A 13,859-nucleotide genomic window follows, 5' to 3' on the forward strand; every position below is an offset into this window, starting at 1 on the left:
CGGACAAGTCCAGCTCCAGGACAACGCCACCACCGCGCGTCAGTCTCGAGATGAGTCACACCACCGGTCACCGACCCACAACCCCACCACCACCAGGGCTGCAAGGAAACACTCACAGTCTCGAGACAGGCGCCAGGGCGCCTTCCTCGACCACCGTGGGGCCCGGCTCGACCGACGGTGGTCGAGGAAGGACGGAGTCCTGTCTCGAGACCACGCACGTCAGGTGGTCTCGAGACAGGCGCCAGGGCGCCTTCCTCGACCACCGTGGGGCACGGTCGGGACGTCAGTCGCCGCCGCGCAGGAGGGGGCGGGCGAGCTTGCGGCCGTGGTGGATCTGGGCCTTGATCGTGCCGAGCGGCACGCCGACCTGCTCGGCGATCTCGTCGTAGGCCATGCCGTAGACGTCACGGAGCAGCAGCGGCTCGACGTACTGCGGGTGGTCCTGCTCGATCGTCTCCATCGCCTCGAGCAGGTCGAGGCGGGTGCCGGCGATCACGCTGGTGGTGCGGGGGTCAGGCCTCTCGCTGAGCGGGTTGTGCTCGGTGGGGTCGTAGAGGGTGGCCTGCTTCATCCGGCGGTACGTCGACCGCGCGCTGTTGACCGCGACCACGTGGGTCCAGGTGGTGAACCGCCCGCGGCCGCCCCACGAGCCGATCTTGGTGGCGATGTTGATCAGCGCCTCCTGGCAGGCGTCCTCGGCGTCGGGGGTGTAGGGCAGGACGCCGCGGCAGACGTTGAGGGTGCGCGGCCGGATGGCGGCGAGCACCTCCTCGAGCGCCTCCCGGTCGCCGCCCTGGGCCCGCCGCGCCAGGGCGTCGACCTCGTCGGGGGTTGGCTCGCCGGACCAGGACTGCGCCGAGGACTGCGTGGAGGACATGACGCCCACCCTTCCCGTACCGGTGGTGGCTACTCGCGGCACCTACTATGCACCGGTGTCCGACACCCCCACCCCGTCGAGCGGACCGAGCCACATCGGCCGGTACGCCGTGCGGCGCCGCATCGGCAGCGGCGGCTTCGCCACGGTGTGGCTGGGGTACGACGAGCAGCTCGACGCCCCCGTGGCCATCAAGGTGCTGGCCGACAACTGGTCGGAGCAGCACGAGGTGCGCTCGCGCTTCGTCGAGGAGGGGCGCTACCTGCGGCGGGTCGAGTCGCCCCACGTCGTCCCCGTCTACGACGCCGGCTCGCTCGACGACGGGCGGCCCTACCTCGTCATGGCCTACGCCGACCAGGGCACCCTGACCGACCGCATCAACGCCGGCGGGGTCTCCGTGCCGGAGGCGCTGGAGGTGGTGGCGCAGGTCGGCACCGGCCTGCAGGCGCTGCACGACCGCGGCGTGCTGCACCGCGACGTCAAGCCCGCCAACGTCCTGTTCCGCACCGTCGACCCGGCCGCCGGGCCCGCCGGCGTCCGCGCGATGGTCGGCGACCTCGGGCTCGGCAAGGCGCTCGACGTCTCCTCCCGGCTGACCATGATCGCCGGCACGCCCGCCTACGTCGCGCCCGAGCAGGCGCAGGGGGAGAAGCCCGACGCCTGCGCCGACCAGTTCTCCCTCGGCGTCCTGACCTACCAGCTCCTGCTCGGCCGGCTGCCCTGGCAGCACGCGTCGCTGGCCGCCGCCGCGACGCCGACCGAGCCCGCGCCGATGTCGTCGGCCGACCTGCCGGTGCCGGACGCGGTCGAGGCCGTCGTGCGCCGGGTGCTGGCGCACACCCCGGCCGACCGGTGGCCGTCGGTGACGGCGTACGTCGAGGCGCTCGGCGCCGCCGTCGAGGGCTGGCAGGACGGTGCGGCCCCCCTGGGCACCCGGGCCCTCCCGGTCGACCCCCACCTGACGCAGCCCGGCGCCCGGCCCTCGCCCGCCGCCGCGGCCGGTCCGACCCCGCCCACCCGTCCGGCCCCGCCCGCGGGGCCCGACGCGGGCTCCCACCCCGGACCTCGGCGCCGCCGGGCCGCGGTGGCCGCGCTCGCGGTGGCCGGTCTCCTGGCCGGCGGCCTCGGCGGGTACGCCGCCCACCGGGCGCTCACCTCGGAGCCGACGCCGTCGGCCGAGGTCGAGGTCATGGACGTCGACGGCACGCTGTCGGTCGTCGTCCCGCGGGCGTGGGACGCCGCCGTCGGCCGCGACGGGTGGCAGCCCGCCAACGCCGGGGACGGCCAGCGCTCGCCGGCGGTCAGCGCCGGCACCGAGCCGGACTGGGCCGGCGACCAGCGGGCGCACGGGGTGTTCCTCGGCCTGCTGCCGGGCGAGGACCTGCCGCCGGCGCTGCCGCGGCACCCCGAGTGCGGCGGGGGCGGCACCGACGACCGCGACGAGACCGACGGCGACCCGTCGTTGACCGCGGTGTTCACCGACTGCCCCGGCGGGGTCACGGTGGAGCGGCTGGTGCAGGTCACCGGCGCGCAGCTGCTGTGGGTGCAGGTGCGCAGCGCCGACCGGGCCACCGCCAACCGGGTGCTCGACTCGGTCGACGTCTACGGGCTCTGAGTCGCGCTGCCGGGTCCCTCGCTGGGCGCCTCGGTCAGGTCGGCCGGGTCCTCGACGGTGATCTTGCGGGCCGCGGTGATCCGGCTCAGCAGGTCCTGGAGGCCCTGCTCGTCCTCCACGCGCCCGGACCCGGCCACGGTGAACGCGGCCCGTCCGTCGGGCCCGGGGTAGAAGCGCTCGAGGCCGACCCGGCGGAACCCGCCGAGGTCGATGTAGGAGGAGTCGAACCCGTCGTCGGTCGGCAGGTAGGTGGTCTCGACGTCGGACATGTTGCCCTGGGCCTGCGCCGAGTCGAGCGCGGCGGCCCGGCTGCGGACGGCGTCGGCGACGTCGAGGCCGGACGCGCCGACGTACTGGACGCGCAGGGAGTAGCTGTTGTCGCTGTTGCCCGGGACGGTGTAGACCCAGCGGTCCAGCCCGTTGAAGGACCGGTCCCAGCCCTGCGGCACCGGCACCCGGACCACCGTCGACGGCCCGCCGTCGGGGTCGGGGACCGCCAGCTGCTCGTCGCGCAGCGCGATGCCGGTCGCCAGCGCCGGGTCGTCGGGGTCGGGCTGGACGACCTTGACCGGCAGGCTGGGGTCGGCCGGGAGCGGCGCCGGCGCGACCGAGGTCGGGGCGGGGGCGGCCTCGTCGTCACCGGTCGTGGCGGCCAGGGCCCACCCGCCGCCGAGGCCCACGACCAGCGCCAGCGCGACGCCGCCGATGACCCTCCCGTCCACAGCGGCGACCCTACGACAGCCGCGCCGCAGCGGCGGCTACGGTTCGGGCTCGTGGCTGACCTGCTGCTGCGCGAGGTCCGGGTGGTGCCGCTCGCGGGTGGGACCCGTGCCGGCGACCCGGTCGACGTGCTCGTGACCGATGGCGTCGTGACGGCGCTCGCCCCCGACGTACGCCGCCCCGACGGGGTCGAGGAGGTCGCCGGCGGCGGCCGGTGGCTGGTGCCCGGGCTGTGGGACCAGCACGTGCACCTCGGCCAGTGGACGCTGGCCCGCGCCCGCGTCGACACCGCCGCGGTGGCGACGCCGGAGGAGGCCTGCGCGCTCGTGGCCGACCTGGTCTCGGCCGAGCCCGGCCGCCCGGTCATCGGGTGGGGCCACCGGCCCGGCGCCTGGACCCGCGACCCCACGGTCGCCGAGCTCGACGCCGTCTCCGGCGTGACGCCCGTCGTCCTCATCGCCGGCGACGCCCACCACGCCTGGCTCAACAGCGCCGCCCTGGCCGCCCTCGGGCTCGGGGCGCGCGAGGAGGTCGTGCGCGAGAACGAGTGGTTCGACGCCTACGAGCGCCTCTCCGCGCTCACCGGCGAGGACGGCGCCGTCGGCCCGGCCGCCTACCGCGCCACCCTCGACGACGCGGCCTCGCGCGGCGTGGTCGGGCTGGTCGACCTCGAGTTCTCCGACGGCATCGACGCCTGGGTCGAGCGGTGGCACGCCGGCGCCGCCCTGCTGCGGGTGCGGCACGGCGCCTACGCACCCTCGCTGGAGGACGTCGTCGGCCGCGGCCTGCGCACCGGCGCGCCGCTGGTGCCCGGGGACGACCGGCTCGTCATGGGCCCGCTGAAGATCATCAGCGACGGGTCGCTCAACACCCGCACCGCCTGGTGCTGCGAGCCGTACGCCGACGGCGACCGCCTCGACCACCCGCGCGGCGCCGCCAACCTGCCCGCCCACGAGCTCCAGGCCCTGCTGGCCCGCGCCCACATGAGCGGGCTGCACGTCGCCACCCACGCCATCGGCGACGCGGCCGTCACCGCCGCCCTCGACGCCTACGCCGCCACCGGGGCGCTGGGGTCGGTCGAGCACGCCCAGCTCGTCGCCCGCGACGACGTGCCGCGGCTGGCCGCGCTGGGCCTGCGGGCCTCGGTCCAGCCGTCGCACCTGCTCGACGACCGGGACCTCACCGAGCTGATCTGGCCGGGGCGGGGCGACCGGTCGTTCGCGTTCCGGTGGATGCTCGACGCCGGCGTGCGGCTGGTCCTCGGCTCCGACGCCCCGGTCTCGCCGCTCGACCCCTGGCTGTCGATGGCCGCCGCCGTCCACCGCGGCGTCCTCGACGACGAGCGCGACGCCTGGCACCCCGAGCAGGCCCTGACCGCGCAGGAGGCGCTGGCCGCGTCCGTCGACGAGCAGCCCACCGTCGCGGTCGGGTCCGTCGGCGACCTCGCGCTGCTCGACCACGACCCGCTCGCCCCGGCCGGCTCCGCCCGCGAGGCCGCCGCCGCACTGTGTCGGACGACGGTCGCGCTGACCGTCGTCGGCGGGAGGGTCGTCCACCGGGCGCCCTGACGGCATGCTCGCCCGGTGAAGCTGCTGCTGACGGCCGCCGGGGTGCGCAACGACGGGATCCGGCAGGCCCTGCTCGACCTGCTCGGCAAGCCCGTCGAGGAGGCTTCGGCGCTGGCCGTGCCGACCGCGCAGTACGCCCACCCGTGGGTGGGCCCCGGCGAGAAGCCCTGGCGGTTCGTCAGCGGGGCGGAGGACGGCATGGTCGGCCTGGGCTGGCGCTCGGTCGGGCTGCTGGAGCTCACCGCGCTGCAGTCGCTGCCCCGGGAGGCCTGGGAGCCGGTCGTGCGCGGCGCCGACGTGCTCCTCGTCGCCGGCGGTGACGTGCTCTACCTGGCGCACTGGCTGCGCGAGTCCGGCGTCGCCGACCTGCTGCCCGAGCTCGCCGACACGGTGTGGGTCGGGCTCAGCGCCGGCAGCATGGTGCTCACGACGGAGGTCGGCTCGGACTTCGTGCAGTGGCGGCCGCCCTCCGGCGACGAGTCGGGACTGGGGCTCGTGGACTTCTCGATCTGCCCGCACCTCGCTCCCGACGGCGAGCCCGGCAACAGCCTGGCCGAGGCCGAGGACTGGGCCGCGCGGCTCTCGGGGCGTCCGGGGCGCTCGGCGACGGCGTACGCGATGGACGACGACTGCGCGATCGTCGTCGACGGCGACCGCACCGAGGTGGTCGGGGGCGGCTGGTGGGTCGAGCTGCGGCCGGGCATGGCGTGAGCGCCCCCGGCGCTGCCATGGTGGCTCGATGACGACGTACGAGGGGACCGACGAGCTCGAGGGCGCGCGGATCGTGAGGTCGAGCTTGAGGGGCGCGACCGTGCGGTTCTCCGACGTGAGCGGCGTGGTGATGCGCGGCGTCGACGTCGGTGGCCTCGACATCGACAGCAACGACCTGTTCTTCGGCACGCTCCTGGTCAACGGCGTCGACGTCGTGCCGCTGGTCGACGCCGAGCTCGACCGGCTCTTCCCGGGCCGCGAGCTGCAGAAGGCGCAGACGCCCGAGGGCCTGCGCGAGGGCTGGGTCGCCGTGCAGGCCGCCTGGGCCCAGACCGTCGAGACCACGCCGGCCGAGCTCCGCGACGCCCACGTCGAGGACGAGTGGTCGCTGGCACAGACGCTGCGCCACCTCGTGCTCGCCACCGACGCCTGGCTGCGGGGCGGCATCCTGCGGGTCGAGCAGCCGTTCCACGAGGTCGGGCTGCTCTTCACGGGCGCGGAGCGGATGGGCGTCGACACCTCGCCCTTCCGCGTCGACGAGCCCTCCTTCGCCGAGGTGCTGCAGGTGCGGGCCGAGCGGCAGCAGATGGTCACCGACTTCCTGGACGGTGCCACGCCCGAGCTGCTGGCCGAGGAGCGGGCCGACCCGTGGGGCGGCGACGGCTGGCGGCCCACCGTCGGTGACTGCGTGCGGGTGGTCCTCGAGGAGGAGTGGGCGCACCTGCGCTACGTACGCCGCGACCTGGCGCTGCTGGCCGACCGGTCCGACCGGTCCGACCGGTCCGACCGGTCCGACCGGCCGGCGTAGGTCACGCTCCGAGGTCCTTGCGGAGCGGCAGCTCCGCCGGCTCACCGGGGAGCAGCAGCGAGCCTGCGTCGACGTACCCGAGGTGGCGGTGCAGGTGCTGCGCCTGCTCGGCCGCCGACGTCGAGGTCAGGACGAACCGCTGGGTGCGGTGGGCGTGCTCCCACGCCTCGACGAGGGCGCGGCCGGCGCCGCGTCCGCGGGCGGTGGGGAGCACCCACAGCAGGTGCATGAACGGCACCTCGTCCCTCAGCGCGCCCCAGCGCAGGAATCCCACGGGGGTGCCGTCGACCTCCGCCACGAGCACGCGCCGCTGGTCGACCGCGGCCGCGATGCCCCCGGCGTCAGGTGCGGGTCGTGGGCGTCGAGGGGAGCCACGTCGCGGGCCTCGGCGGGGCGGACGGTGGGCACCGGCCCATCGTCTCCTAGGCGACGCGTTCTGGTGGCGGTTGGCCTGGTGGCGGTCGGCGGGGCGGGGGTGGGTGGGTGGCGGGGTGGTAGGTGAACCGGCCGGTGTCGTCGACTGGTGGTGGTGGGGTCCAGGTGGGTCGTCGGGTGGCGGGGTCGAGGTGGATGGTCCAGGGGGTGGTGTGGGTGATGGTGTGGTGGCGGCGGCAGAGCAGCGCGAGGTTGTCGAGGCTGGTGGGGCCGCCGTCGGCCCAGTGGGTGAGGTGGTGGGCCTCGCAGGCGGTGGGGGGTCGTCGGCAGCCGGGGAAGGTGCAGTGCCGGTCGCGCAGGACCAGGGCCAGCCAGATCGAGGTGGTGACCAGCCGGGAGAGCCGACCCACGTCGAGGACCTCGCCCCGTGAGCCCAGGACGGCGGGGAGGACCTCGGCGTCGCAGGCCAGGCGCCGCACGGCAGCGACTGAGAGGTGGGTGCCGTCGTCGAGGACACCGTGGCCCGCGCGGCCATCGTGGTCGACGAGCCCGTCGCGGAGCTGCTGGTGGTCGATGGTGACCGTCAGGCGGGCGGTGGTGCCGTGGGCGCGGGGCAGCTGGTCGCCGGCCTGGAGGCGGCGGCAGCCCTCGACCAAGGCGTCCCACAGGCGGGCACCGGGTTCGCGGGCATCGGCGCCGTCGTGGCGGCACGCGGGGTCCGGGCACCGTCGGCGGACGGGGTCGCCGGGGCGGCGCAGTGGCCGGCCCGGCACGCGCGCGACGCCGCCGCAGGCACCGGGGGCGGTGGTCTGGGGTGCGGCGAGGGGGAACAGGGTGGCCTTGACGGTCTCGGCGTCCTCCACGGTGGCGTAGCCCCGGATCCGGACCCCGCCCAGGGTGTCGGGGGTGAAGGTGAGGTGGCGGGCGTGGTGGGCGGCGCGCTCGGCCTGGGCGCGGTCGGCTTCCAGGCCGCGGGCGGCGCCGTCGGGGTCGATCTCGGCGACCAGGCCGGGGAAGGCGTGGTCGAGGTCGGTGGCGTCGAGACCGCCGGTGGTGGCGAGCTCGAGCATCCAGGCGGTGACGGTCTCTCGCAGCGCCGGCTCGTGGGGCAGGGTCGCGACCCGTTCGCCGATGACCCGGGCCTGGGCCGTGGAGACGGCACCGGTGGTCATCGCGGCCAGGACGTCGGGCATGGCCTGGGTGCGGGTGGCGGTGCGGACCAGCCCGGCGCCGGCGCCCTTGCGGCCGCCGACCAAGTGGGTGAGGAAGTCCTTCGCGTCGGCCCACCCCGCCGCCCCGAGGGCGTCGGCGGCGTCGGGGGTGTCGCGGCAGGCCAGCCGGCCCGCGACCACGACCAGCGCCGCCTCCACCCGAGCCCGTGCACCTGCGAGCACCGCCGCCGCCTCGACCAGCTCGGGCCCGGTGAGGGTCTCCCAGGCGACCTCGGCCAGCGAGGCCGCGGTGGACGCGGTCTGGTCGAGCGCGGGAGGAAGAGTGGCCACGCGTCCATGATAGCCGATCATGTGTTCGATTAGAAGCAAGAGCGGGAGCTTGTGGAGAGCGTCCGCACGACCCGTGAGTAGGGTGGACAGTCGCTCGCGAGGGCCCGGCGCCCCCCGACCAGCGCCCTGGCGGCCTCCAGAGATGCAGCTGTGTCGCGCTCGAACCCTGTCACTCGCGACCCGGAAGCTTCGACGATCGCTCGGGGCAGCTGCAGCGCCCGTCGGACCAGCGCCCGCAGCTCGTCGGTTGCTGTCTCGGCAATCGCGGTCAGCGACCGGGCCATGAACTGCGCATCCCGGCCGTCATCCGACGCAGGACCTCTGCGGTCGGCAGGCCAAACCCAGCTCGATGGAGACCGATCGGGTCCGAACAGGCGCTTGCACGTCACGCTGGGAGTGTCGATCTGCGCGCTGGGCGACGAGTCGGCTGAGGGCGACGGTGGCACCGGCTGCGGAGGCTCGCGGTGTTCCGCCGCCGCGACGGCTCAGTCCTCGTCGAGCCAGGCCAGGAACTCGTGTGCTTGGACGGCGCCGAGCCGTAGACGTGCACATCCGTCGTGTCCACGACAAGGGGGCAGGCGCCGACCAGCTGCTCGCGGACGTCTCGGGTGCGCACCCACCGCCTGGTTGCGCAGCGCACGACCCAGGCGCGGGCGTGTCCTCGACCTCGGTGACCACGACCTCGTCGTCTGGGTCGGGGGTCGTCGCTCTTGGGTCGGCGGGGCGGTCGGGCGTCCGTGCATCGTTTCGCCGGGTGAGCTCGGCCTCGGCGATGCGGCAGGCGTCTTCGCGGTCCACGCCTCGCGGGCCAGACGTTCGGGCGACCGGGAAGGCGGACGGTGGACGGCGGACGCCCTCCCCGGTCGTCGGGCGCGTGCGCGGCGGCCGGTCGAGGGGTGTGGCCAGGACTGACCCTAGATCGTGGCCCGGTGGATCACTCGAAGGCAGTGGGAGGCGTGGTCGGAGCGGCGCGGGTGGTGAACGTGAGGGTTGCGGTGAACGTCGGGACGGGGAAGTTCTCGAACGTCACCGGGTCGTAGCAGTACACGAAGGCCGTCAGTCTGCGTGCAGACCCGCCTGTCTGACCGCTGGAGACCGACGAGGAGCTGTTCCCCCCGAAGTTTGAGAAGGAAGCCAGCTCTGTTTGGTCGCCGAGGCCGACGGACAGAGGCGCGTAATTGTCCCCGCATTCAGAGGGCTGGATCCCGTCGACACGGAGCTCAACGCCCTCTACGGATGTCCGGGGAGGGACGGTCATCGTCGATTGCTCCCGGAATTCCGTGTCGCCGTTGTCGACGTGGGAGAACGTCCAGGTGAAGACCTCGGTGCCAGCATCACCCGCCGGGCCCGCCGGGCCCGCCGGGCCCGCCGGGCCCGCGGGGCCCGCGGGCCCTTGAGGGCCAGGGGCCCCCGCGGTGCCATGCCGACCAGCAGGACCGGCCGGCCCCATAGGACCCCGCGGGCCAGCGGGCAGCTGTCCCGGCTTGAAGTCGGCGCTGGTGAGAGAGCCGTTCTTGACGTCCGCGCTAGTGAGCGTGCCGTCCTTGATGTCGCGACCCGTGAGCAGCCTGGCCGCACCGGCTGGGGTTGAGATCAGCGCTGCAGTGACGGCGATGCAGGCAGCGAGCGCGATCAAGAGGCGGAGGCGCACGTCATTCTCCCGAGGTGGTGATGAGGAAGCAGCATCGTAGGTCTGCGGCTGCACAGCCGAAGGCGATCTGCGACATGTTGAGGCGCGCCCGGGGAGGTCTCGCTGATGCTCGTCGGGCCTTGCCCGCCCGACACAGCGGCCGTCAGGCCGGCCGCACCGTCAGCGTCTGCGCGGCGGTGCCGAGCGGACCGCGCTCGTCGTGCAGCACGCTGCTGGTCAGGCCGTGGCCGTCGGGGCCGAAGGTGACGGTGGTGTCGAAGCCCGTCCACCCGGGCTCGGGGGAGCGGACGAGGTGGACGGTGAGGTCGAGGTTGGGGAAGGCGACCCGGCGGGGGTCCTCGCGCACCGTCAACCCGTTGGTGACGTCGACCAGGCCGGCGAGTGCCGCCGTCGGGCTCACGGGCTCGTCGAGCAGCGGCACGGCCGTCCGCACCCACGACAGGGCCCGGCCCGGGCGCTCCTGGCGCCGCCGGATCTCGGCCGAGGCGATGAACCCGCCGGGCCAGACCTCGGTGCCGTCCCACGCCGGCACCTCGTCGGGGCCGGGGACCCCGGGCAGGTCGCCGCCGGTCACCGAGGAGGTGTCGCGCACCGACTGCAGCCAGGCCCGCAGCAGCACGGCGGGTCGCCCGGCGTGGCTCAGCGTCGCCTCGACCAGCTCGATCGTCCGGCCCGGACGCAGCACCCGCACGGCCACCTCCACCTCCTCCATCGGCAGCACGCCGAGGATGTCGAAGGACAGCCGCGTCACCCGGAGGTCGTCGTCGCGCCGGGCGCGGAGGTCGGCCTCGACGAGGTGGGTCACCAGGCCCAGCGCGGGCGCCACGTGCTGCTCGTCGGTGGCCCAGGCGCCGCCCACGTGCGCGGTGGGCGTGTACGACGCCGCGCCGGTGCGCTCGAAGTAGGGCACGGCCTACAGCCGGTCGAGCACCAGCTGGGCCACGGCCTCCTGCTCGGCCGGGTAGGGGTGCAGGCCGGCGGCCCGGTTGTCCTTGCCGCGGATGCCGGCGACCCAGGGGTCCTCGGCGCAGATGTCGTGGCCCTGGCTGGCGGTCACGAGGTCGACGTACTCGGCGCCCGCGGCGGTGCCGCCCTCGCGGACCGCGTCGGCGAGCGCGAGGTTGAGGTCGCGGGTGTAGGCGTAGTCGCCGACGGCCAGCGGCAGGCGCGGCCGGCAGGTGCCCTCGGTCGGGATGATCTGGGGGTACCCCACGAGCATGATGCGCGCCTCGGGCGCCCGCTCTGCGATGGCGCTGACGACACGCTCGACGTTGGAGCGGATCTTGACCAGGTTGCGGGAGAGCTTGTCGCGACCCTGCGCGTTCTCGTTGTCCTCGCGGCACGGCGCGCCCGCGACGTCGCGGTCGGCGACCTCGAGGCAGTCGAAGATCATCTTGGAGAAGAAGGTGAAGTCGTTGGCGCCGATGCCGAGGGTCACCAGGTCGACGTCGGGGGTGACCGCGTCGATCTGCGGCGGCTGGGTCTTGGTCGAGAACCGCTGCGGCCCGAAGATGCTCACCGTCGACGCCCCCGAGCAGCTGACGTCGGTGACGTCGATGCCGAGGTCGTCGGCCACGAGGGTCGGGTAGTTCTGGCTCGACCGCAGGCAGTCGTCGATGACGAGGTCGTCGTCGAGCGGGAACAGCGGGGCCGCGGTGTAGGAGTCACCCATCGCGACGTACGACGTCACGGCGGGCTCGGAGGGCAGGTCGGCCGGCGCGGTGCTGGTCGTCGCGCCCGGCTCGTCCTCGGGCCCCTCGGCGACGGCGGCGCACCCGGCCACGGCGAGCGCCAGCCCGGTGACGACGCCCACGAGGGGGGCGGTCACCCGGCGGCTGCGCACGGGCGCGGCGGGACGGCGTCGGAGCACCGGACCAGGGTACGAGGTGGTCGGACGTCCTACCGAAATGGCGTCAGGACACGCCGGGCCCCACCTGGGCGACGACCAGGTCGGCCACCGCGGCCTGCTCCTCGGCGAAGGGGTGGAAGGGGATGGTGCCGTCGGGGGCCGTGGTGGCGCCGTTGATCCACGGGTCGTCGGAGCAGATGCTGTGGCCCTGGCTGGGTCCGCGGAGGTCGATGAAGTCGAGGTCGCGCTCGGTCGCGGCCGCCTCGAGGGCGTCGGAGAGGCCGTGCGTGACCTCGTTGACGAACGCGTAGTCGCCCGCCGCGATCGGCACGAGGTCGGGGCACGACCCGCGGGCCGGCAGCAGGTCGGGGTAGCCGACGACCACGACCTGGGCCTCGGGGGCGGCGGTCGTGATCGCGTCGAGGACCTCGCCGATGCTGTCGGCGGTGCGGGTCAGCGTCGACTCCGCCTCGGCCGCGATCGTGTCGGTGCAGGGCGACCCCTGGGGGTCGGAGCCCGAGGCCTGGGCGCAGGCCCCGATGAGGCGGGTGAACAGGTCGGAGTCGTTGCCGCCGATGCCGATGGTCACCAGCTCGGTGTCGGGGGTGACCCGCTGGACCTGCTTGGCCAGGACGTCGGCGGTGTCGGCGCCGCTGCAGGTCGCGTCGACCAACGACAGCCCGGTCTCCTCGGCGACGAGGTGGGCGTAGTTGGAGCTCGAGCGCAGGCAGCCCGCTGCCGGGTCGGTCTCGGGCACGCCGGGGGCGGCGGCGTAGGAGTCCCCGAGGGCGACGTAGGCGTTGTCGGGGCCCGAGGATCCCCCGGAGCCCGCCCCGCTCCCCGTCGACGCCGGGTCGCTCGGCTGGTCGTCGTCGGAGCAGCCGCCCAGGCCGACGACGAGGGCGAGCAGGGCGGGAGCGAGGAAGGCGGAGGTGCGGCGCGTCACCCCGCCGAGCGTACGGCGGGCGCCCCGCCCGCCTCCCCTCCGGCCAGGGCGAGGACCAGCGCGAGCACGGCGTCGGGGTCGTCGAGCGCGTCGCCGTAGGCCTCGCGCAGCTGGCCCATGCGGTAGCGGACGGTCTGCGGGTGGACGAAGAGGGCCTCGGCGACCTCCTCGCGCCGCCCCTGGAGCAGCAGCCACAGGCGCAGGGTCTCGGCGAGCTTGTCGGCGGTGGCCGGTCGCAGGTCGGCCAGCGGCGCGAGGGCCCGTGCGCGCAGGTCGGCCAGCGCCTCGGGGTCGGCGGTGAGCACCAGGGCGGGCAGGTGCTCCTCGGTGTCGGGGCCGCGGCCGAGCCCACGGACCCGCAGCACCCGCTCGTACGACGCCGCGACGGCCGTCCAGGGCCGGTCGGGCCCCACGGTGCCGCCACGCTCGCCGACCGCGTCGACCAGGCGCCGGCGGCCCCGGCCGTGGGCGTCGGGGACGAGCAGCAGCACGCCGTCGTCGAGCCCGGGCGGGTCGGCGGCGACCAGGGTGGCGGGCGCGAGGGCCGCGAGCACGGGTCGCACCTGCGACTCCGGGACGACGGCCGCGGTCAGGCTGCGCGGGAGGGCCCAGTCGGCCCGCTCGGCCGCCGCCCGGACGGTCTCCTCCGGGGCCCCGGACAGCAGGTGCTGGGCGAGCCGCTCGAGCCGGCGCTGGCGCACCCGGCCCGTGGTGGCGAGCTCGTCGGTGTGGCCGGCGACGCTGGCCGCGGACAGCTCGTCGATGTAGGCGAAGACCAGGGCCGCGAACGACGCCAGCGTCTCGGCGTCCAGCCCGGCACGCACGGCGCCCTGCGCCATGCGCTGCCACGACACGCGCGCGCCGATGCGGTAGGCCGACAGGATCGCCTCGGTCGACCGTCCGCCCCGGGCCTCGCCGCGCCCCAGCTGGTAGGCGCCCTCGACGGCCGGGGCGGCCGGCGTGCGGACGTCGGCGCCGCGGCGCCCCGAGGCCAGGGACAAGAAGCCGCCCAGGGCGAGCTGCACCGCCTGCCGGATCGTCTCGCCCATCGGGCCCTGGAACGCGTCGGTGTAGCCCGGCACCTCCTCCACGATGGCCCCGACGACCGCGTCGGCCACCTCGGGCAGGGACTCGCGGATCGCCGCGGCCACCGGCGCGGGGAGGACGAGCCCGTGCTCCGCCGTACGACGGGGGCGGGCGGGGAGTCTGCGGTCGGGCATCTTTGTCTCCTGTGAACAAA

The 13,859-nt window shown here is 75.2% G+C and carries 14 protein-coding genes; 4 read left to right on the forward strand and 10 right to left on the reverse strand.

All coding sequences use genetic code 11. The features are described from left to right. Nucleotides 1–283: 283 nt before the first annotated feature. Complete coding sequence (locus FJQ57_RS21790) at nucleotides 284–877, reverse strand: RNA polymerase sigma factor (RefSeq protein ID WP_139984465.1); 594 nt, start codon at nucleotides 875–877, stop codon at nucleotides 284–286. 55 nt (nucleotides 878–932) lie between these two features. Here FJQ57_RS21790 and FJQ57_RS21795 point away from each other — a divergent pair, with 55 nt between their 5' ends. Then, entirely contained in the window at nucleotides 933–2,489 is a 1,557-nt protein-coding gene (locus FJQ57_RS21795; protein WP_170219561.1) for a serine/threonine-protein kinase, read from the forward strand. Here FJQ57_RS21795 and FJQ57_RS21800 read toward each other — a convergent pair. After that, nucleotides 2,477–3,211 carry a hypothetical protein gene (locus FJQ57_RS21800; RefSeq protein ID WP_139984468.1) on the reverse strand — a complete coding sequence of 245 codons (735 nt, stop codon included), beginning with the start codon at nucleotides 3,209–3,211 and terminating at the stop codon, nucleotides 2,477–2,479. The two genes, FJQ57_RS21795 and FJQ57_RS21800, sit on opposite strands and share 13 nt — an antisense overlap. 51 nt (nucleotides 3,212–3,262) lie before the next feature. On the opposite strand from FJQ57_RS21800, the gene FJQ57_RS21805 reads away from it, so the two are divergent. Genes FJQ57_RS21805 through FJQ57_RS21815 form a run of 3 tightly spaced genes read left to right on the forward strand, consistent with a single transcriptional unit; the run spans nucleotide 3,263 to nucleotide 6,296 of the window. Beyond that, nucleotides 3,263–4,777: an amidohydrolase gene (locus FJQ57_RS21805; RefSeq protein ID WP_139984470.1), complete on the forward strand. Its 1,515-nt coding sequence runs from the start codon at nucleotides 3,263–3,265 to the stop codon at nucleotides 4,775–4,777. 15 nt (nucleotides 4,778–4,792) lie between these two features. Then, nucleotides 4,793–5,488, forward strand: a complete 696-nt coding sequence (locus tag FJQ57_RS21810; protein ID WP_139984471.1) for a Type 1 glutamine amidotransferase-like domain-containing protein — start codon at nucleotides 4,793–4,795, stop codon at nucleotides 5,486–5,488. 28 nt (nucleotides 5,489–5,516) lie between these two features. Continuing rightward, complete coding sequence (locus FJQ57_RS21815; RefSeq protein WP_139984473.1) at nucleotides 5,517–6,296, forward strand: DinB family protein; 780 nt, start codon at nucleotides 5,517–5,519, stop codon at nucleotides 6,294–6,296. Nucleotide 6,297: 1 nt separating this feature from the next. Here the strand turns inward: FJQ57_RS21815 and FJQ57_RS21820 are convergent, their stop codons facing one another. The 8 genes from FJQ57_RS21820 to FJQ57_RS21855 all read right to left on the reverse strand — a co-directional run bounded on the left by FJQ57_RS21820 (nucleotide 6,298) and on the right by FJQ57_RS21855 (nucleotide 13,839). After that, nucleotides 6,298–6,600 carry a GNAT family N-acetyltransferase gene (locus FJQ57_RS21820; protein WP_211349318.1) on the reverse strand — a complete coding sequence of 101 codons (303 nt, stop codon included), beginning with the start codon at nucleotides 6,598–6,600 and terminating at the stop codon, nucleotides 6,298–6,300. Nucleotides 6,601–6,718: 118 nt separating this feature from the next. Further along, on the reverse strand, nucleotides 6,719–8,173 hold the full coding sequence (locus tag FJQ57_RS21825) for an HNH endonuclease signature motif containing protein (protein WP_211349319.1): 1,455 nt from the start codon (nucleotides 8,171–8,173) through the stop codon (nucleotides 6,719–6,721). 385 nt (nucleotides 8,174–8,558) lie between these two features. Beyond that, on the reverse strand, nucleotides 8,559–8,954 hold the full coding sequence (locus FJQ57_RS23830) for a YrhB domain-containing protein (RefSeq protein ID WP_139984513.1): 396 nt from the start codon (nucleotides 8,952–8,954) through the stop codon (nucleotides 8,559–8,561). Between the two features lie 153 nt (nucleotides 8,955–9,107). Beyond that, nucleotides 9,108–9,431, reverse strand: coding sequence for a hypothetical protein (locus FJQ57_RS23470; protein WP_246081969.1), 324 nt, complete (start codon nucleotides 9,429–9,431; stop codon nucleotides 9,108–9,110). 535 nt (nucleotides 9,432–9,966) lie between these two features. Then, nucleotides 9,967–10,734, reverse strand: coding sequence for a thioesterase family protein (locus tag FJQ57_RS21840; RefSeq protein WP_139984476.1), 768 nt, complete (start codon nucleotides 10,732–10,734; stop codon nucleotides 9,967–9,969). 3 nt (nucleotides 10,735–10,737) lie between these two features. Continuing rightward, on the reverse strand, nucleotides 10,738–11,694 hold the full coding sequence (locus FJQ57_RS21845) for an SGNH/GDSL hydrolase family protein (RefSeq protein WP_139984478.1): 957 nt from the start codon (nucleotides 11,692–11,694) through the stop codon (nucleotides 10,738–10,740). 43 nt (nucleotides 11,695–11,737) lie between these two features. Further along, entirely contained in the window at nucleotides 11,738–12,619 is an 882-nt protein-coding gene (locus FJQ57_RS21850) for an SGNH/GDSL hydrolase family protein (protein ID WP_139984479.1), read from the reverse strand. Next, the gene (locus FJQ57_RS21855) at nucleotides 12,616–13,839 is read right to left on the reverse strand and encodes a PucR family transcriptional regulator (protein ID WP_139984481.1); all 1,224 of its coding nucleotides are present in this window, start codon (nucleotides 13,837–13,839) and stop codon (nucleotides 12,616–12,618) included. Before FJQ57_RS21855 ends, FJQ57_RS21850 begins: the two co-directional genes overlap by 4 nt. Nucleotides 13,840–13,859 lie beyond the last annotated feature (20 nt).

Origin of the sequence: Nocardioides litoris (assembly GCF_006346315.1) — a bacterium.
Taxonomy (GTDB): domain Bacteria; phylum Actinomycetota; class Actinomycetes; order Propionibacteriales; family Nocardioidaceae; genus Nocardioides; species Nocardioides litoris.